The 17,763-nt window shown below is 48.2% G+C and carries 20 protein-coding genes, 1 tRNA gene and 1 pseudogene; 13 read left to right on the top strand and 9 right to left on the bottom strand.

Annotated features, from left to right (window positions below; translation table 11 throughout):
• From pheS to thrS, 5 genes are all read right to left on the bottom strand, one after another.
• Positions 1-981: a phenylalanine--tRNA ligase subunit alpha gene (gene pheS / locus EGC76_RS02320; protein WP_128351416.1), complete on the bottom strand. Its 981-nt coding sequence runs from the start codon at positions 979-981 to the stop codon at positions 1-3.
• Positions 982-1,108: 127 nt separating this feature from the next.
• Positions 1,109-1,462 carry a 50S ribosomal protein L20 gene (gene rplT, locus EGC76_RS02315; protein WP_128351415.1) on the bottom strand — a complete coding sequence of 118 codons (354 nt, stop codon included), beginning with the start codon at positions 1,460-1,462 and terminating at the stop codon, positions 1,109-1,111.
• Positions 1,463-1,480: 18 nt separating this feature from the next.
• Entirely contained in the window at positions 1,481-1,678 is a 198-nt protein-coding gene (rpmI, locus tag EGC76_RS02310) for a 50S ribosomal protein L35 (protein WP_128351414.1), read from the bottom strand.
• A gap of 97 nt (positions 1,679-1,775) precedes the next feature.
• The gene (gene infC / locus EGC76_RS02305; RefSeq protein WP_281277713.1) at positions 1,776-2,324 is read right to left on the bottom strand and encodes a translation initiation factor IF-3; all 549 of its coding nucleotides are present in this window, start codon (positions 2,322-2,324) and stop codon (positions 1,776-1,778) included.
• 12 nt (positions 2,325-2,336) lie between these two features.
• Positions 2,337-4,253 (bottom strand): threonine--tRNA ligase, encoded by a 1,917-nt coding sequence (gene thrS / locus EGC76_RS02300; protein WP_128351413.1) that lies wholly within the window; start codon positions 4,251-4,253, stop codon positions 2,337-2,339.
• An 85-nt stretch (positions 4,254-4,338) separates the two neighbouring features.
• On the opposite strand from thrS, the gene EGC76_RS02295 reads away from it, so the two are divergent.
• Together EGC76_RS02295 and EGC76_RS02290 are read left to right on the top strand one after the other, a co-directional pair.
• Entirely contained in the window at positions 4,339-5,244 is a 906-nt protein-coding gene (locus EGC76_RS02295; RefSeq protein ID WP_128351412.1) for a DMT family transporter, read from the top strand.
• 99 nt (positions 5,245-5,343) lie between these two features.
• Positions 5,344-5,553 carry a CPXCG motif-containing cysteine-rich protein gene (locus EGC76_RS02290; RefSeq protein WP_128351411.1) on the top strand — a complete coding sequence of 70 codons (210 nt, stop codon included), beginning with the start codon at positions 5,344-5,346 and terminating at the stop codon, positions 5,551-5,553.
• 2 nt (positions 5,554-5,555) lie between these two features.
• On the opposite strand, the gene EGC76_RS02285 is transcribed toward EGC76_RS02290, so the two are convergent.
• On the bottom strand, positions 5,556-6,152 hold the full coding sequence (locus EGC76_RS02285; protein ID WP_128351410.1) for a riboflavin synthase subunit alpha: 597 nt from the start codon (positions 6,150-6,152) through the stop codon (positions 5,556-5,558).
• A gap of 25 nt (positions 6,153-6,177) precedes the next feature.
• On the opposite strand from EGC76_RS02285, the gene EGC76_RS02280 reads away from it, so the two are divergent.
• The 4 genes from EGC76_RS02280 (at position 6,178) to EGC76_RS02265 (ending at position 9,780) form a co-directional block, all read left to right on the top strand.
• Entirely contained in the window at positions 6,178-7,203 is a 1,026-nt protein-coding gene (locus EGC76_RS02280; protein WP_128351409.1) for a DUF3080 family protein, read from the top strand.
• A gap of 116 nt (positions 7,204-7,319) precedes the next feature.
• Complete coding sequence (locus EGC76_RS02275; RefSeq protein ID WP_128351408.1) at positions 7,320-7,703, top strand: DUF6746 family protein; 384 nt, start codon at positions 7,320-7,322, stop codon at positions 7,701-7,703.
• 23 nt (positions 7,704-7,726) lie between these two features.
• Positions 7,727-8,560: an AAA family ATPase gene (locus tag EGC76_RS02270; protein ID WP_128351407.1), complete on the top strand. Its 834-nt coding sequence runs from the start codon at positions 7,727-7,729 to the stop codon at positions 8,558-8,560.
• Positions 8,561-8,568: 8 nt separating this feature from the next.
• Complete coding sequence (locus EGC76_RS02265) at positions 8,569-9,780, top strand: vWA domain-containing protein (RefSeq protein ID WP_128351406.1); 1,212 nt, start codon at positions 8,569-8,571, stop codon at positions 9,778-9,780.
• Here the strand turns inward: EGC76_RS02265 and EGC76_RS02260 are convergent.
• The gene (locus EGC76_RS02260) at positions 9,722-10,171 is read right to left on the bottom strand and encodes an RrF2 family transcriptional regulator (RefSeq protein WP_128351405.1); all 450 of its coding nucleotides are present in this window, start codon (positions 10,169-10,171) and stop codon (positions 9,722-9,724) included. The two genes, EGC76_RS02265 and EGC76_RS02260, sit on opposite strands and share 59 nt — an antisense overlap.
• A 158-nt stretch (positions 10,172-10,329) precedes the next feature.
• Between EGC76_RS02260 and EGC76_RS02255 the strand changes: the two genes are divergently transcribed.
• Positions 10,330-10,563 (top strand): hypothetical protein, encoded by a 234-nt coding sequence (locus EGC76_RS02255; RefSeq protein WP_128351404.1) that lies wholly within the window; start codon positions 10,330-10,332, stop codon positions 10,561-10,563.
• 7 nt (positions 10,564-10,570) lie between these two features.
• On the opposite strand, the gene EGC76_RS02250 is transcribed toward EGC76_RS02255, so the two are convergent.
• Positions 10,571-10,849: a hypothetical protein gene (locus EGC76_RS02250; protein ID WP_220445651.1), complete on the bottom strand. Its 279-nt coding sequence runs from the start codon at positions 10,847-10,849 to the stop codon at positions 10,571-10,573.
• Positions 10,850-11,038: 189 nt separating this feature from the next.
• Here EGC76_RS02250 and EGC76_RS02245 point away from each other — a divergent pair, with 189 nt between their 5' ends.
• The 4 genes from EGC76_RS02245 to EGC76_RS02230 all read left to right on the top strand — a co-directional run bounded on the left by EGC76_RS02245 (position 11,039) and on the right by EGC76_RS02230 (position 15,436).
• Positions 11,039-12,001, top strand: a complete 963-nt coding sequence (locus EGC76_RS02245; RefSeq protein WP_164876778.1) for a cytochrome P450 — start codon at positions 11,039-11,041, stop codon at positions 11,999-12,001.
• Between the two features lie 70 nt (positions 12,002-12,071).
• Positions 12,072-13,739 carry an isovaleryl-CoA dehydrogenase gene (locus EGC76_RS02240; protein ID WP_128351402.1) on the top strand — a complete coding sequence of 556 codons (1,668 nt, stop codon included), beginning with the start codon at positions 12,072-12,074 and terminating at the stop codon, positions 13,737-13,739.
• Positions 13,740-13,749: 10 nt separating this feature from the next.
• Positions 13,750-15,237: a class I adenylate-forming enzyme family protein gene (locus EGC76_RS02235; RefSeq protein WP_128351401.1), complete on the top strand. Its 1,488-nt coding sequence runs from the start codon at positions 13,750-13,752 to the stop codon at positions 15,235-15,237.
• Between the two features lie 122 nt (positions 15,238-15,359).
• Positions 15,360-15,436: transfer RNA gene (locus EGC76_RS02230), tRNA-Val, on the top strand.
• A gap of 379 nt (positions 15,437-15,815) precedes the next feature.
• Here the strand turns inward: EGC76_RS02230 and EGC76_RS02225 are convergent.
• Entirely contained in the window at positions 15,816-16,346 is a 531-nt protein-coding gene (locus tag EGC76_RS02225) for an OLD family protein (protein ID WP_128351400.1), read from the bottom strand.
• A gap of 62 nt (positions 16,347-16,408) precedes the next feature.
• Between EGC76_RS02225 and EGC76_RS02220 the strand changes: the two are divergent.
• Both EGC76_RS02220 and EGC76_RS02215 read left to right on the top strand, forming a co-directional pair.
• Positions 16,409-16,657, top strand: a pseudogene (locus tag EGC76_RS02220) (transposase); the annotation flags it as partial.
• A gap of 64 nt (positions 16,658-16,721) precedes the next feature.
• On the top strand, positions 16,722-17,763 hold a 1,042-nt coding region (locus EGC76_RS02215), incomplete at its 3' end, for an IS30 family transposase (protein ID WP_128351399.1).

The raw sequence follows: 17,763 nt of genomic DNA, 5'->3' as shown, positions 1-17,763 counted from the left end.
TTAGTTGAATTGTTTCAAGAAACGCACGTCATTTTCAAAAAATGCGCGCAGGTCATTGACGCCATAGCGGAGCATGGTTAAACGCTCAACGCCCATACCGAAAGCAAAGCCGGTATATTTTTCGCTATCAATACCAACGGCTTGTAATACACTCGGGTGCACCATGCCGCAGCCTAAAACTTCTAGCCATTTGCCGTCTTTACGGCGCACATCCACTTCCGCTGAAGGTTCTGTGAATGGGAAATAGGATGGACGGAATCGAACTTCGAGCTCTTCTTCAAAAAAGTTAACCAAAAAGTCTTCTAAAATACCCTTCAATTGGGTGAAGCTCACGTCGGTATCAACCATCAAACCCTCCACCTGATGGAACATTGGCGTGTGGGTTTGATCGTAGTCATTACGGTACACGCGGCCCGGCGAGATAATACGCAGCGGCGGCTGTTCCTTTTGCATGGTACGAATTTGAACGCCTGAGGTTTGCGTTCGTAGCATGGTTGTTGGGGTAAAATAAAATGTGTCGTGATCTGCCCGGGCCGGATGATTGGCTGGAATATTCAATGCATCAAAGTTATGGAAGTCGTCTTCCACTTCAGGGCCTTCAACCGTACGGAAACCTAAGTCACCAAAGAAAGCCTCGATGCGCTGAATGGTTTTGGTAACCGGGTGAAAGCCACCTACTTGCGCCCGACGGCCCGGCAGGCTCACATCGATGCGTTCTGCGGCGAGCTTTTGTGCCAACTCTGCCTGCTTTAATTCATTATTACGCGCGTTGATAAGTTCTTGTACACGCTGCTTCGCATCATTAATTGCTTGGCCAGCGGCAGGACGCTCTTCGGGGCTTAATTTACCTAGGCTTTTCAACTGTTCTGTAAGTTGACCTTTTTTACCCATGTAATCAACCCGAACTGCATCAAGTTCTTGCGGGGTGGTTGCCGTAGCAACGGCTGCTTCAGCGGCAGCTACAATGTCAGATAACGCCATGATCGTCCTCAGTTATGACCAACGCGGTTTCGCTTTGCTTTCGTCAAGATATCAAAGTGCTCAATGATACCGAAAAAGCATAAAAAAAGGGAGCGATTACGCTCCCTTTTTCAACTTTTCAACTTACTTACAGAGAGCCTTTCGCTTTCTCTACCAACGCAGCAAAACCGTTTTGGTCATGAACTGCGATGTCAGCAAGGATTTTACGATCGATTTCTACAGATGCTTTTTTCAAGCCATTGATAAAGCGGCTGTATGACAAACCGTTTTGACGCGCTGCAGCGTTGATACGAACAATCCATAATTGACGGAATTGACGTTTCTTCGCACGGCGGTCGCGGTATGCGTACTGACCTGCTTTGATAACTGCTTGCTTCGCTACGCGATAAACACGTGAACGAGCACCATAATAACCTTTCGCCTGCTTCAGGACTTTCTTGTGACGCGCGCGCGCTGTCACACCACGTTTAACTCGTGCCATTTGCTATCTCTCCTTCCCTTACGCGAATGGTAACATACGCTGAACTAAGCCTACGTCAGACACGTGCACCATGCTTTTCGCACGTAGGTGACGTTTCCGCTTCGAGCTCTTTTTGGTCAGGATGTGACGCAAATGAGACTGTTTACATTTAAACCCGCCTGAAGCGGTTTTTTTGAAGCGCTTCGCTGCGCCTCGTTTCGATTTCATTTTCGGCATGAAAATAACTCCGCATTGTTAACAACAAGTGTAACAGGGTGAGTTTGGTTGTTGCTGGCATATTGCCATCAATAACCGCCCTACTTGCAAACCACAGTTACTTCTTAGCAGGGGCCAGAACCATAATCATCTGGCGACCCTCAGCACGTCTTGGGAACGATTCGCAAGTTGAGATTTCGGCTAGGTCATTCTTAATGCGCTCTAGCAGTTCGATACCCAACTCTTGGTGTGCCATTTCCCGGCCACGGAAACGGATAGTGACTTTAGTTTTGTCACCTCCCTCCAGAAAGCGAGTCAGGTTGCGCAGTTTTACCTGATAATCGCCCTCGTCAGTTCCAGGACGGAATTTAACTTCCTTAACCTGGATCTGTTTCTGGTTTTTCTTTTGCTCTTTCGCGTTCTTAGCTTTCTCGTAGAGGAACTTACCATAATCCATCAGACGACAAACTGGTGGCTCCGCATTCGGGCTAATTTCCACCAGATCAACACCAGCAGCTTCCGCTGCCTCAAGAGCTTCTTGAATACTCACGACACCAATCTGTTCAGCTTCAACGCCAATTAATCTTACCTCTTTGACGCGAATATCTTCATTGATACGATTTTTGTCCGCAGCTTTCTGAGTTCTTTTTCCGCCTTTAATGGTCATTCCTCCAGTCAATTAACTAATCTTGCGGCTGTTTACTTCATCGCTAAGTTCTGCAATAAATTGCTGTAACCCTTTAACACCGTGGTCTTCACCGCGACGAGTACGCACCGCAACCGCTTTGTTCTCGACTTCTTTATCGCCGACAACCAACAAATATGGAACACGTTTTAAAGTGTGCTCGCGGATTTTAAAGCCTATCTTCTCATTTCTCAAGTCAGCAATGGCTCTAAATCCAAGTTTATTCAATTCTTTTACCGTTTCGATAGCATAATCACGCTGATTATCGGTAATATTCATCACCACAACCTGCGTTGGCGCAAGCCAAGTTGGGAAATAACCCGCATATTCTTCAATAATAATGCCCATGAAGCGTTCAAGCGAGCCCAAAATGGCGCGGTGTATCATCACCGGTGTGTGGCGCTCGTTGTCTTCGCCCACATAAGTTGCACCTAATCGGCCTGGCAGCGCAAAATCGAGCTGCACAGTACCACACTGCCATGCACGACCGAGACAATCGTGCAAAGTAAATTCAATCTTCGGACCATAAAAAGCGCCCTCACCCGGCAAATATTCAAATTCAATGCCGTTGTTTTTCAATGCATCAGCTAATGCTTGTTCAGCATGGTCCCATGTCGCGTCGTCACCCAAACGTTTCTCTGGGCGGGTTGACAGCTTCACCACGATGTCTTGGAAACCAAAGGTTTTATAGGTTTCATAGACCATCTTAATACAGCCACTGACTTCTTCTTGCACTTGTGCGTCGGTACAGAACACGTGCGCATCGTCTTGCGTGAAGCCACGCACACGCATCAAACCATGCAAAGCACCCGAAGGTTCATTACGATGGCACGAACCGAACTCGGCCATACGCAACGGCAAGTCACGGTATGATTTTAAGCCTTGGTTAAATATTTGCACGTGCCCTGGGCAGTTCATCGGCTTAATCGCATACTCGCGATTTTCTGAAGCCGTTGTAAACATCAGGTCTGAGAATTTTTCCCAGTGGCCAGAACGCTCCCACAACACGCGGTCCATCATTAATGGACCTTTTACTTCTTGGTAGTTGTACTCACGCAGTTTTTCGCGAATAAAACGCTCAAGTTCCAGGAATACAGCCCAACCATTGTTGTGCCAGAACACCATGCCCGGCGCTTCTTCTTGCCAATGGAACAAGTCTTGCGTTTTACCAATTTTACGGTGGTCACGCTTTTCAGCTTCTTCTAAACGCTGCAAATACGCTTTTAATTGCTTTTTATCGGCCCATGCAGTGCCGTAAACGCGCTGCAACATTTTGTTGTCAGATTTACCGCGCCAATAGGCCCCAGCAACCTTCATAATTTTGAAATGTTGGCAAAAGCGCATGTTTGGTACGTGCGGCCCACGGCACATATCCACGTATTCTTCATGATGGTACAAACCTGGGCGATCATCTTTGCTGATATCGTCATCCAGAATTTCAACTTTGTACGGTTCATGGCGGCTCACGAAGGTTTCGCGCGCTTCGGCCCAGCTCACCTTATTCTTAACCACTTCATATTCAGTTTTTGCCAGCTCGAGCATACGCTTCTCGAGAGCTTGCAAATCATCTGCAGTTAACGTGTGTTCCATATCAACATCGTAATAAAAGCCGTTGTCGATAACCGGACCAATCGCCATTTTCACATCTGGGAACATTTGCTTAAGCGCATGGCCAAGCAAGTGCGCACAGGAGTGACGAATAATGTGAACACCATCGTCATCTTTCGGCGTAATGATCTGAACGGTTGCGTCGTCGGTAATTAAGTCACATGCATCTGCCAGTTCGCCATTAATGCGACCAGCAACTGTTGCTTTGGCCAAACCGGGGCCAATATCCAGAGCAACATCGAGAATAGATACAGGTTTATCAAATGTACGTTTACTACCGTCGGGAAGCGTTACTACAGGCATGAATTTGTCCTTTTCACAGTGGTGGCACCTACCAAGTGTCACTTGTTATTTTAGAAAGGCCACACTATAGCGTATGATGCCCGCCATGGAAAGCCTAGTCACCTCTTTGATTGGTCCAATTGCGGCCCTTACAGCGGCATTATTTTGGGCGCTTGCGACGCTACTTTATAGTCAGGCGGGTAGTTTTTTGTCCGCCAGTCAATTGAATTTGGTCAAAGGCGTTATCGCATGCCCACTATTGCTGCTTGCGGGCTGGTTCACTGGTCAACTGGTTGCGCTGGAAGGCAATGCCGCTACTTACTTATTATTAGCCAGTGGCGTAATCGGTATTACCTTGGGTGATACGCTGTATTTCTCCGCATTACGTCGGCTGGGTCCCTGGCACACCATGCTGCTGGAATATCTGGCCCCGCCCTTTGCAGCCTTGTTAGCGTGGATATTGTTGTCACAGGGTATGCGTGGCTATGAGATTTTGGCTGCGCTGGTGATTATTTTCGGGATTTTCGTGGTTATCAGTGAAAAGCCACGCCATGCTGAGCGCGTTGCACTGAGCGCCAGCGGTATAGCCGCCGGTGTGGGCGCCGCACTCTGTCAGGCGCTTGGCCTCGTTATGTCCTTTCATGCGTTGCAAGAGTTTGACATGAACCCGCTCAACGCCGCGTTGTTGCGCCTATTGGCTGGCACCGTTGCGCTAACTATTGCACTGCTTGTGTTACGCCCCTCATTAATTGGCACCACCCGCGCAGCACTTCGTCATACGTCCATCCCTTGGCTACTCACCGCCATTGTTATGGGCACTTTCTTGGCTATTTGGTTACAACAAACTGCCATTGCCTATATCAACCCAGGCCTTGCACAAACCCTTTTAGCTACCGCTCCGCTATGGCTCATTCCGATTCAATGGTTGCGCGGCCAAGCACTTTCGGCGCGCAGCATTACCGGCGCACTCATTGCAGTTGCAGGAATTTCACTGTTGTTTGGAATTCAATAAGTTAGGCAAGTCAGCGTTAAATCACCGTCAAATCACAAGCAATTTCTGCAATCTGGGCCATACTCATAGTAACAGTTAACACGCATTGGGAGGCTTATTATGAATGCGGACAAACTCTACGACGCTAGCCTAAGCTGTCCCTATTGTGGGCATCATATCCATGTGAGCATCGACGCTTCGGCAGGCGATCAAGATTACCAAGATGAGTGCCGCGCTTGCGGTGCTGATATTCACTTACTCGTTAAACTCGACGAAGTGAACGACAAAATATTAGTTCGTGTGGCCAGCGACGACGAAAATTTTTATTAATATTAGCGGTTAGCCAGCACACGTTCGACTGTTTCGACAATCGTCATCGTTTGTTGATCGAACTCAAGGTTGACCATTTTAGCCTGTTCTAAGTTGGTTAAACGCAACGTTTCTGGAATTAAATGTAAGCTAAAACGGTTACTTTCTACCTGCCCAACGGTCAAACTGGCGCCATTTACGCTAATGAACCCTTTCGGTAACACATAAGCTTGGAACTGCGCAGGAAACTCAATCCATAACGCTAAGTTATCTGCACTTTGTTCACGCTTCACAATTGAGCCTAGTCCGTGAATATGGCCTGACACATAATGCCCACCCATTTCATCGCCGACTTTCAATGAGCGCTCAAAGTTAACCGTATCACCCACGGCTAACCGGCTGAGGTTGGTTAATCGTAATGTTTCATCAATAATATCAAAGCTTACCGTGTCTTCAGTAAAAGCAACTACGGTTAAACAACACCCGTTAATTGCTATGCTGGCACCCAGCGTTACCTGCGCAAGATACTCGGGCGCAACCTTCACGGTTAACTGACGGAAGTTAACACGGTCGTTAAGCTGGGCAACGGTGGCTTGAGTTTGTACAATTCCTGTGAACATCGATTCTTCTTTAAAGGCTATTGGAATGCGACGAATTGTAACGTTAAACGCCTTTCTTGGCTATATAGTCCTGTTTATGGTGAGTGCCTGTAACCCAGCGCCAACAGGCTTGCATCAGCTGCATGACTATCAGCAGCGCGTTGCCAATACACTGGCTGTTGCGCCGATAATTTATGAGCCTTTGACTGCACTGCGCGCACCAACCGCGCGCGACGTGCAGTTAACTATACCAAGGCTGCAGCTATCACTGCTTGATTCCATGCGCTTGGACACCTGCAAGGCGGGCCAACTGATCGCCGAACGCAATAGTGCCCTTGGCCGACTTGAAGCGGGTATTATGCGCTACTATAACGACCGTAAACTGTTAGCTGCACTCTATGAATGCAGCGCTGAGCTGGATCAAGATAATCCGGATTTAGCGGCGCGTGTACTGGAACAGGCTCAAGCCAAAGCCGAACTTATGCCCATGTTGCTACTGCAGGCTCTAAGCAACGATAAGAGTGTTCGTAACGTTGTCTCGATGGCCGACAGGCCGCTAGCAATTGCCGACAGCAGTATTTTTGCCACGCGAATCGATTCACTCAATACGGTACTGCGGGTCATCGACACTGATGCGGAGCTCCCCACCGAAGCTGAGCTTTCGACGGCGCTTGAGCAACTGGAAAAAGACCGCTACATAGCGCAACTTTGGCGCGCATTGCAGGAAAACCGTAAGTACCTGAAGCAACTCCAACCGTTAGTCGCCAACATGAGTGACCCTGCGGGTTGTTTAAGCGCTGGGGTTCCCAACAGGGCGCGTGTTTTGAGGCAAGTGTTTATCAGCACTTTTTCGGGGCCCGTACAACAGCATATAGGCGAACTAACACGACAAAGTCGGCAACTCACACCTTACGTAGAAGCCTTAGCTGTTGCTACCAACGCCGCTGACATATGGCAAGACCATCTGCGACAAATTGGCGCACTCGATGATCAACTGATTGACGCTACCCGTAATCACGTTGAGTATTGGCAACAATTCTTTGCAGACTGTAATTTTGAGCCCGGAGCTTAGCCTAAGCGAGTGCACCTGAGCAGTTGGCGAACAGTTAAAATTATGATAGCTTATTGATAACGATTCTCATTTGTATGTGAGTTTTCAAATCAATCGTATTGGCTGTAGGAGGCCCTATGAAACTTATTCCATTACTAACTGCTTTGACCTTTTCTTTAACTTTAACGGCAGCGCCTGCACTTGCGAGCGACGATGATAAGCGCCCTGACCATTTCAAAGGCAAGCCTTCTGAAAACCTTGAGCAAGCATTGGATAACCTGCGTGAATACAATGCAAAATTAACGGAAGTAATAAATGGCGAATTAACACCGCAAAAAATGGCTGAAATTCATCAGCTCACCTACACCCTTGAAGTGGCATTGCAGCGCCTAGATGAAGAAGTCGACGATCTGCAAGACGTTTTAGAAAACGTGCACAAAGGCTCCGAGCACATGGACTTTGACAAAGTAACGAAGAACGCGAAACAATACCTAGACACATCCAATAAAATCGTGAACTAGTTGTTCTTCGTACTGAGGAAATCATGAGCTTTAAAAGCACAGACAATTACATCGTGGCCGATGACCTCGGCCTTGCGGTTAATGCCGCTGTTACGCTCGAAAAGCCTTTGCTTATTAAAGGTGAACCGGGCACCGGTAAAACACGGCTCGCTGAAGAGTTGGCAGAAAGCTTAGGGGTACCCCTGCTGCGCTGGCAAATAAAGTCCACCACCAAAGCCCAACAAGGGCTGTACGAGTACGACGCGGTGTCGCGTTTGCGCGATAGCCAGCTTGGTAGCGACAAGGTGCACGACATTGCCAACTACATTAAGCCCGGTAAACTTTGGCAGGCCTTCACCGCACCAGAGCGTCCGGTACTGTTGATTGACGAAATCGACAAAGCGGATATTGAGTTCCCAAATGATCTCTTGCACGAACTCGATCAAATGGAATTTCATGTGTACGAAACCGGCGAGCAAGTGCGCGCCGACCATCGCCCCATTGTCATCATCACGTCAAATAACGAAAAAGAGCTTCCCGACGCCTTTTTGCGCCGCTGCTTTTTTCATTACATTAAATTCCCCGACGCCGAAACCTTGGCACAGATTGTTCAAGTGCATTATCCCGATATTCGCAAGAACTTGCTCAGTACTGCACTCGAAGTTTTCTTTGACTTGCGCGGCGTGCCAAATTTAAAGAAGAAACCTTCTACGTCAGAGCTTATTGATTGGCTAAAACTGCTATTAGCAGAAGACATTAACCCCGCTGAACTGAACAAGCGTGATGGCTTAATGCCCATGTTTGGTGCCTTGTTGAAGAACGAGCAAGACGTGCAGTTAGTTGAAAAACTTGCGTTTATGTCACGCCGCAACGCTTAGGTTTTATTATGCTCATTGAGTTTTTTCTGTGTTTACGTAAGCACGGACTTAAAACCAGCCTCACCGAGTTGCTCGACCTACTGGGTGCGCTTGAACGTGGCCTCGTATTCGCGAGCGTTGATGACTTTTATACTCTAGCCCGCATGGTGTTAGTGAAAGATGAAAGTCAATATGACCGGTTCGACCGAGCCTTTGCTGAATACTTTGAAGGTGTTGAGCAGGTCGACCTGGCGCAAGCGATTCCAGCCGAATGGCTCGAGCGCAGCTTGCAGCGTCAGCTTAGCGATGAAGACAAAGCCAAACTCAAAGCCCTTGGCGGCCTTGATGACCTGCTCAAAACCTTTCGCGAGCGCTTAGCTGAACAGCAGAAACGTCACGCTGGCGGCAATAAATGGATAGGTACCGGCGGTACTTCGCCGTTCGGCGCCTACGGCTATCACCCTGAAGGAATTCGCATTGGCCAAGACGGCAGCAACCAGCGCCGTGCTGTAAAAGTGTGGGACAAGCGCGAGTTTCGTGATCTCGATGGTGATGCAGAATTAGCCAACCGGAACATACAGCTAGCTTTGCGCAAATTACGTAAGTTTGCCCGCACTGGAGCCGCCGAAGAACTTGACCTTAATGCCACCATTCGTGCTACCTCACAAAAGGCTGGCTTGCTTGATTTACAATGGCAGCCTGAACGCCACAATGCAGTAAAAGTGCTGCTGCTGTTTGACGTGGGCGGCTCTATGGATGATTACATTTACGAGTGCGAACAGCTGTTTGGCGCAGCACGAAATGAATTTAAACACCTCGAGTTTTTCTATTTCCATAACTGTGTGTATGAACACGTCTGGAAAGACAATAGCCGCCGTTACGAAGATAAATTACCGGTGCTTGAGCTGATCAATCGTTATGGCCGCGACTACAAGTTAATATTCGTTGGCGATGCAACTATGGGGCCGTACGAAATTGCTTACGCAGGTGGCAGTGTGGAACACTGGAATGAAGAACCTGGCGCCGTGTGGATGCAACGCTTACTGCACCACTTTTCCGATTCTGTATGGTTAAACCCTCAGCCCACCAGTCATTGGCGCTACTATCAATCTATTGATCTCATGCAGCAGCTAATGAGCCAGCGCATGTATCCGCTAACTCTAGACGGAATTAGTGCCGCGATTACGACGCTGTTGAAAAAATCTGTCGCAGTTGGGGCGCCTGCGCCATCAAACTCTTAAGTGTGTAGTCATTAAGATAGTTGTAGAACACCTCTTTACCGCGGGCCACAATACCTTTTAATTCACAGGCGGGCAGCGCGACGCAATAAGGATTTTCGCACTCTATCCACTTCTCGTCGCCTTCAAGCTGGCGAATCACAAACGCCAACGAGATATCTTCGGGGCGTTTTGCTAATAAGAAACCGCCGTTTTTCCCGCGGCGTGTTTCAATCAGCTCCAACCGGCCTAAGTGGTGCACCACTTTATTCACGTGGTTGGCTGATAAACTGAAGGTATCGCATATTTCCCGAATGGTGGCTAATTTTCGCTTTTCATCGCTCTGCTCGGCATCAAAACTTGCCAGATACATGAGTATCCGTAATCCATAATCCGTGTATTTTTTTAATTGCATAACAGGTTCCAAGATAAGCCGCACAGGCAGTAAGCAGAATCATAAGGTGCATTTCGAACGCATTATAGTACACAAGAATAATCCAATCACTCAATCCTTGATCTTCATCAAACATACATTCATAATGCACGTATAAACATGCATTAAGGATGTAGGTTATGAATCAGCAAAGTTCCGGTCATAAATTACTTAAAGGCGCTAATTCGGCAATGGTGATTTTCCTTGTCTTATTTGCGCTGGTAGCTTATTTAGCTTGGGGTTTAGAAGCACAATTTCCCCTGATGGTGGTTGCTGTACTTCATTTTTTACAAATTTTATTAGCTGGCTTATTCAAACTTTCCTACGTGGTGCGGTTAATAGCGCAGAACCAACTTGGTCAGCCTCTGCGCTAGAATAGCGTTAATAACCTTCCATAGCTGCAAGGCCAATTCCGCCGAGTATTGCCATCAACATGAACAAGACTATCGCGATAACCACCCAGAGCAACATTGCTCGGGCCCAGTTTCGTTTACTTAAAGGTGTTGAATGACTCGATGCCCACACAATTAATAAAATAAGTCCGACTAACGGTATGCCTACTAAAAAAATAGATAGAAACCAGTTTCCGGTACTTGTGTGCTCTCGGTTTACATAAGGAGCTGAGACGTTATTTGATGCTGGGGTATTTGATTGTTCCATGGATTTATTCCTGTTTTTATTATGATTTTTAAAGACTTTTCACAATTTTTATTGTGAATTTAAGCATAAGTTACCGGTTCAAATTTGCAAATAAATTAACTTTGGGTAATTGGCTTGACCAAACTCAAAGAATTTATGACTTATCAGCATATACTGATACCTACATACACTTCAGTTGTGGAGGTGATCATGGACGTAGTGCTAACCCGTCACCATGATGTACTCGCTGCGCTGCACGCGCCTGAGCAATTTAGTAACAATGTTTCCTCGCATTTAAATGTTCCCAATGGCATGGACGGCACCGAGCACCGCACCTACCGCGCACTCATTGAACCGTTTTTTAGCGCCGCTGTGCTCACACAGTTTCAGCCCAAATTACAGGTGGTCATCGACGGACTGTTCGATAGTGTAGCGACTCATAATTTGGTTGAGATAGCGGGTACTATTGGCCACCAGTTTGCGCTTCGGGCTCAATGTGCATTTATGGGCTGGCCGGTAACAGTTCAGCAACGCCTAACCGAGTGGATAGCTGCGCAGAAAGCCGCATCTGTAGCTCAGGACCGCCCTGCACTGCGCGCTTTGGCGGCAGAATTTAGTGAGCTTGTCATTGAGCAGTTGGAAAACGCACGACGTGGGAATAGCGCACCTCAATCAATAACCACAAAACTCACACAGTTGCGACTAAATGGCGAACCCTTGTCAGATGACTATCTGGTTAGCATGATTCGTAACTGGACCGTCGGCGAGCTGGGTACTATTGCGGCAGCGGCCAGTTCTATTATTGAGTTTTTAGCGGCCACCCCGGTGGTACAAAAACAGTTACGCATGGCGCCTGAGCACATTGACCATGCCATTGATGAAGTATTGCGTATTGCCGCGCCACTGCCAGGCAACCGCCGCCGCACCAAGTGCCCCGTGACGCTTGGTGAGCAACATATTGATAGCGACACTATGGTGCGAATTGATTGGCGTGCAGCCAACCGTGACCCACAGGTATTTGAACAGCCCGAACAGTTTCAATGGCATCGTGACCCATCACTGAATCTACTTTATGGCGCGGGCATTCATGTATGCCCCGGTAAGCCATTGGCACAACTGGAATTACGTTTATTTACTGAGGCACTATTGGCGCGTTTTGCGCATATTGAATAGATACTAACGATAGGCGTTGACGGAAAAACTCAATAGTGTTTCACTTCTTTAAATTGTTAGGAGTTAAACCATGAGTGAACGCGACAAGTACCTTGCCCAAACCCACATCGTGGAAAACCAACCGCCGGCGCTTGAAAATTACAACCTGTATGCCGAAGATCACGCACTGCAAGCCGCTGTAAAACGCGAAGGCGCAGCTTGGGCGGAACAAGATATTGCGCGCTTCGGCGCTGAATGTGGTCTACCCGAACGCATTGCGCTTGGTTTTGCAGCCAACACCAATAAACCAACGTTACAAACCCATGATCGCTTTGGTGAGCGCATTGATCAGGTCGATTTTCATCCCAGCTATCACCAACTGATGGACATTGCCATCACCGAAGGCCTGCACGCCAGCCCTTGGTCGAAACCTGGCCCTGGCGCCCATGTGGCGCGCGCAGCTAAATATTACCTGCACACCCAAGTGGAAGCAGCACACGGTTGCCCTATTACCATGACTTTTGCGGCAATTCCGGCGTTGCACCACCAACCTGATTTATTAAAGCAATTTGGCGCAAAAATCATGGCGCCACAATACGATGGCCGCAATGTGCCGGATACGATGAAACATGGCTTAACCATCGGCATGGCCATGACCGAAAAGCAAGGCGGCTCAGACGTACGTACTAACACCACCAAAGCCTACGCCATTGATGCGAGCGGCCCGGGTCAAGCGTATGAACTGGTAGGCCACAAATGGTTTGTTTCAGCGCCCATGTGTGATGCCTTTTTAGTTCTCGCGCAGGCCCCCGGCGGTTTGTCGTGTTTTTTATTGCCCCGTTGGCGCCCTGACGGCAGCAAAAATGCCCTGCAAATACAGCAGTTGAAAAATAAGATGGGTAACGTGGCCAATGCCTCCAGCGAATGTGAACTGCGCGGCGCCTTAGCCTGGATGGTTGGCGAAGAAGGCCGTGGCGTGCGCACCATCATTGAAATGGTTGCCATGACGCGCTACGACTGCATGATCGGTTCATCAGCAGGCATGCGCCAAGCCACGGTGCAAGCGCTGCACCATGCGCACCACCGCTCAGCATTTGGCGCCCGTTTAAGCGAGCAGCCATTAATGCAAAACGTATTAGCTGATTTAGCCTTAGAAAGCGAAGCCGCAATGACCCTTACCATGCGCATGGCACGGGCTATAGACCAGCAAGACAATGAACACGAACGGCTGTTGGCCCGCATTGCGACGCCGATTGGGAAATACTGGATATGCAAACGTGCACCAAACCACGCCTACGAGGCGATGGAAGCCATTGGTGGTATGGGCGTGATGGAAAATACCATTATGCCGCGCCTATTCCGCGAATCGCCGGTAAATTCGATTTGGGAAGGCAGTGGCAACGTGCAGTGTTTAGACATTCTGCGCGCCATTCAAAAAGAACCTGAAGTACTCGACGCTTACTTTGTTGAGCTTGCCAAAGCAAACAATACGAATGTTTTGTTTGATCACTTTGTTGAAGCGCTGCAGCATGATTTTCGCAGCATTGCACCAGAACAATGGCAATATCACGCGCGCCAATTTGCTGATCGCATGGCCGTAGCCTTGCAAGGAGCACTATTGCTGCAACACGCGCCAGATTATGTCGCAGAAGCGTTTTGTGCCAGCCGCCTCGCACCGCAGGCACACTTTAATTACGGCAGCTTGCCCAGTGGCCTTGATGTGCGTGCCATTATTAGCCGCGCCACCCCGACTTTATAAAGGACAACCCATGATTATCCCAGCATACGTAGCCCGCAACGCACGTAAGTTTCCAGACTACGAAGCCGTTATTGATACCGGGGTGCGCAGCACTTGGCTTGAGCTTGATCAACACGTTAACGGCTTCGCTGAAGTTCTCGCCAATGACTACAACATTAAGCACGGTGATCGGGTTTGTTTGGTGCTACCTAATAACTACGCCTTTGTGGTTGCTCATTTTGCCATTCAGCGCCTCGGAGCCATTGTTGCGCCCGTAAACGTAAAATTAACCGCGAACGAACTGGGCTATATTTTTGACAATGCCGAGGCCAGCTTAATCGTTACCTGCGACCTTACCAGCGCAGGCGCGTTGGCGGCGGCCAAACAAGCCAACATGAATCATTTGGTGATTAACGACATGCCGGCCTTTGTCACAACCAACAGCAGCGGCCGTGCCTTTAACAAGCTGGACGAATACGCCATTACCGAATCCGCTACCCTACTCTATACTTCCGGCACCACCGGGCGCCCGAAAGGCGTATTGTTTGACCATCGCGCACTCTTGTTTGTGGGCATGATGTTCGCCACCGAAATGAATTACGCACCGGAAAGTCGATTGCTGTCGCTGATGCCATTTACCCATTCGGCACCTTTGAATCTCTCGTTGGTAGGCGGCACGCTGATGGGCTGTACCCACATCATAGCGCCAACCTTTACCCCTGATTTATTGCTTAATTTGGTGGAACAAGAAAGCTGCACCCACTTTTTTGGCGCGCCAGTGGCCTATTTACTTACCGCCCAGCACCCACAAGTGAGCAACACCAACTTAAGCAGCATGACGCATTGGATATACGGCGGAGGTCCATTAGCCGGTGACCATGCCCACCGTGTGCAAAAAGCATTTGGCAGTGATCAGTTTTATTGTGTGTACGGCTTAACCGAAGCAGGCCCAACCGGCAGCCTGTTACTGCCCCATGAGCACGGCGACAAAGCTGGCTCAGTTGGCCGCCGCGCCGCAGCCTTTACCGAAATACGCGTGGTTAACGCCAACGGTGACATTGCTGACGTTGATGAAGCCGGAGAAATACATATCGGCGGCGAAGGCATCATGCGCGAATACTGGCGCAACCCAGAAGCCACCGCAGAAATATTCACCGCAGACGGGTGGATACGTACCGGCGATATCGGTGTGCGCGACGCGGATGGTTTTTATTGGGTAAAAGACCGCATCAAAGACTTAATCATCACCGGCGGCGTGAACGTGTATCCGCGCGAAGTGGAAGACGCACTGGCAAGCCACCCTGCGGTGCTTGAAGCGGCAGTTATTGGCGTGCCGCATGACCAATGGGGCGAAAGCGTGAAGGCGTACGTGGTACTCAACGAACCGCTAGACGAAGACGCCCTGCGCACCCATGTGGCCGAGCGCTTGGCCGATTATAAACGTCCGCGGGTGTATCAGTTTGTTAATGAACTGCCACACAACGCCAACGGCAAGGTACTCAAACACCAGCTGCGGTAATTGCTGGGGTTGCACACAAACTAGACACTCGGCACGCGGGCGGCAAAAAACGCTTGCGCCTGCGCGTCGAAATTACTAATATAGCGCCCGTTCCACGCCTGTGGAGCCACTTCCAAAAATGTGCGTCCGTAGCTCAGTTGGTTAGAGCACTACCTTGACATGGTAGGGGTCGGTAGTTCGAGTCTACTCGGACGCACCATCTTTCTAAAGTTCCAAACCCTTTGAATTTATTGACTTGCAGCCGTGATGGTTGACTTGATGCTTTGTGCGTGTTTGTGACCATAATGGGGCTTGTGACCAAATGGTGACCAACCGGTGACCATGTTTAATTTTTCATTCTTAATTCGCCCAATGTCCAGTTGCATTACAAAGTCGCTACTCAACAAATGAGCGTTTGAATATTTATTCAAAACGGCTAAGTGCTACTAGCTCTCCATTCCATTTGCTACTTTGATAAATGAGGTTAACTGACTAATCCTAGCTTTTAGATCTAAAACATCAAAATTAGCGCTGTTATTGCTCACAAAGTGCCGAGCAACTTTTACCTTGTCAGCCATCTTGATCTCCGCGCTCCTTTTCTATTCATACTTTAGCAAATTCTGCCATCGCCCTTTATCATGTATTTTTGCCGCTGAAGGATGGACTTCTTGAATACTCATTTCGAGAGCTTCTGCGTCCAAATAGTTCTCAATCTCCCGCCCTGCAGTTACCCAAGTATAGCCAGGGCCGTTATCGAACTCTTGTTTTAATCTTTGCTTGGTTGATGAAAGGCGAGATTGTGATGATGCTTTATCACTATCAAATACTATTACTGAGTAACGATTCAAAGCTCTAATCGAAATAAAGTCTTCTACTCGATCGGATACGTCATTATCCACCCCTGACAGATGGCTAAACGACTTTCCGCCGTAAAACATTATCGAATAATGAATCCCTTCAACCAAATCTGGAGCTTTGCTAGAAAGCCAAAAATTCAGGTATATGCGATCGGATGGTCCTTCAACCCAGATAATGCAATTTGCTTGAAGGATATCTGATGCTTTGTACCCCAAGTCATTACAAATATTAGATTTTGCTTGTGTACTCGCAATTGATTGAACCGATGACACTGAATCGCCACTGATTTGCTAGACACCTCGTAGCCATAGATAATGGCATACAAGAGGTGCTTATGACCAACAAACGATACCCCGACGAATTTAAAATCGAAGCAGTCCGCCAGATCACCGACCGAGGTCACTCGGTAGCTGATGTTTCCAAGCGGCTCGATGTTTCAACTCACAGCCTTTATGCCTGGGTTAAGAAATTTGGCCCGGATGCTGAGGCAAACAAGAGCCGTAATGAGGAACAGGCCGAGTTGAAGCGACTACGCAAAGAGCTCCAACGCGTCACAGAAGAGCGTGACATTTTAAAAAAAGCCGCTGTAGATTCAAGTGGTCAATGCAACAGTTTTACTATACTACTAATTTGCATGAGTACTTCTGATGAAACGAGCAAAACGTATATTCACACAAGATGAGAGGGATCTTGTCTTTACTTTATGGAAGCAAGGTACTGGTTTCAGTGATATTGGTCGAGTATTAGATGCTGCACCTGGTACTGTTTTCACCGCCCTACGCGAAAGTGGCGGTATAAAACCAAAACCTCGAATACGAAATAAACAGCACCTGACCTTAGCCGAAAGAGAAGAAATTCGAGTGGCCCTATCTGCTAAAATGTCTCTACGTGAAATTGCTGTAATGCTAAAACGTTCGCCTTCAACAATTTCACGTGAAGTCTCCCGTAATCGAGGACGACGTTATTACAAAGCAGTTGATGCCGATAACCGCGCCAAACGTATGGCAAAAAGACCAAAACTAGGGCAACTCGAAATCAATAAAGTGCTCCGAAAGCTTGTTATGTCGAAGCTCGAGCTTAAATGGTCTCCAGAACAAATCGCTGGCTGGTTACGAGTTGAGTACCCTTGCACCCCATTTATGCATGTATCATATGAAACGATTTATAAGTCGATATATGTACGTTCAAAGGCCGTTATTCACTTTTCATTTGCGCAACATCTGCGTCGCTCGCATCCTATGCGACATAGCCGCTATCACCGCCGTAGTGGAGACCGAACCTTTACAACTATTGTCAATGGACTCTCAATCCGTGAGCGCGATGAAGACATAGAGAATCGCGCCTCCCTTGGTCATTGGGAGGGGGATCTCGTTTCGGGCTCTAAAAACACACATATCGCCACGCTTGTCGATAGAAAAGCTCGCTTTACTATCCTATTGAAATTAGCTGGCAAAGACGCGGAGTCGGTTTACCGGGCGCTGTTAAAAATATTTAAACAGATGCCGGCAGAATACCGGAAATCGCTCACCTGGGATCGCGGTATGGAACTAGCTAAGCATGCCGATCTAACAAAAGAAATTGGTATACCCGTTTACTTTTGCGACCCCCAATCACCATGGCAACGAGGCACAAACGAAAATACTAATAGTTTGGTTCGGCAATACTTCCCAAGAAAAACTGATTTATCTG

It is taken from the genome of Pseudidiomarina gelatinasegens, assembly GCF_004025325.1.
Lineage (GTDB): Bacteria > Pseudomonadota > Gammaproteobacteria > Enterobacterales > Alteromonadaceae > Pseudidiomarina > Pseudidiomarina gelatinasegens.
Note: the sequence above shows the minus strand (reverse complement) of the source record. Positions and strands in the feature narration are given on the sequence as shown.

Excerpts from the sequence above, each read along its gene's own strand:
- pheS (WP_128351416.1), bottom strand. The coding sequence starts at position 981 with ATGGCGTTATCTGACATTGTAGCTGCCGCTGAAGCAGCCGTTGCTACG.
- rplT (WP_128351415.1), bottom strand. The coding sequence starts at position 1,462 with ATGGCACGAGTTAAACGTGGTGTGACAGCGCGCGCGCGTCACAAGAAA.
- rpmI (WP_128351414.1), bottom strand. The coding sequence starts at position 1,678 with ATGCCGAAAATGAAATCGAAACGAGGCGCAGCGAAGCGCTTCAAAAAA.
- infC (WP_281277713.1), bottom strand. The coding sequence starts at position 2,324 with ATGACCATTAAAGGCGGAAAAAGAACTCAGAAAGCTGCGGACAAAAAT.
- thrS (WP_128351413.1), bottom strand. The coding sequence starts at position 4,253 with ATGCCTGTAGTAACGCTTCCCGACGGTAGTAAACGTACATTTGATAAA.
- EGC76_RS02295 (WP_128351412.1), top strand. The coding sequence starts at position 4,339 with ATGGAAAGCCTAGTCACCTCTTTGATTGGTCCAATTGCGGCCCTTACA.
- EGC76_RS02290 (WP_128351411.1), top strand. The coding sequence starts at position 5,344 with ATGAATGCGGACAAACTCTACGACGCTAGCCTAAGCTGTCCCTATTGT.
- EGC76_RS02285 (WP_128351410.1), bottom strand. The coding sequence starts at position 6,152 with ATGTTCACAGGAATTGTACAAACTCAAGCCACCGTTGCCCAGCTTAAC.
- EGC76_RS02280 (WP_128351409.1), top strand. The coding sequence starts at position 6,178 with ATGCGACGAATTGTAACGTTAAACGCCTTTCTTGGCTATATAGTCCTG.
- EGC76_RS02275 (WP_128351408.1), top strand. The coding sequence starts at position 7,320 with ATGAAACTTATTCCATTACTAACTGCTTTGACCTTTTCTTTAACTTTA.
- EGC76_RS02270 (WP_128351407.1), top strand. The coding sequence starts at position 7,727 with ATGAGCTTTAAAAGCACAGACAATTACATCGTGGCCGATGACCTCGGC.
- EGC76_RS02265 (WP_128351406.1), top strand. The coding sequence starts at position 8,569 with ATGCTCATTGAGTTTTTTCTGTGTTTACGTAAGCACGGACTTAAAACC.
- EGC76_RS02260 (WP_128351405.1), bottom strand. The coding sequence starts at position 10,171 with ATGCAATTAAAAAAATACACGGATTATGGATTACGGATACTCATGTAT.
- EGC76_RS02255 (WP_128351404.1), top strand. The coding sequence starts at position 10,330 with ATGAATCAGCAAAGTTCCGGTCATAAATTACTTAAAGGCGCTAATTCG.
- EGC76_RS02250 (WP_220445651.1), bottom strand. The coding sequence starts at position 10,849 with ATGGAACAATCAAATACCCCAGCATCAAATAACGTCTCAGCTCCTTAT.
- EGC76_RS02245 (WP_164876778.1), top strand. The coding sequence starts at position 11,039 with ATGGACGTAGTGCTAACCCGTCACCATGATGTACTCGCTGCGCTGCAC.
- EGC76_RS02240 (WP_128351402.1), top strand. The coding sequence starts at position 12,072 with ATGAGTGAACGCGACAAGTACCTTGCCCAAACCCACATCGTGGAAAAC.
- EGC76_RS02235 (WP_128351401.1), top strand. The coding sequence starts at position 13,750 with ATGATTATCCCAGCATACGTAGCCCGCAACGCACGTAAGTTTCCAGAC.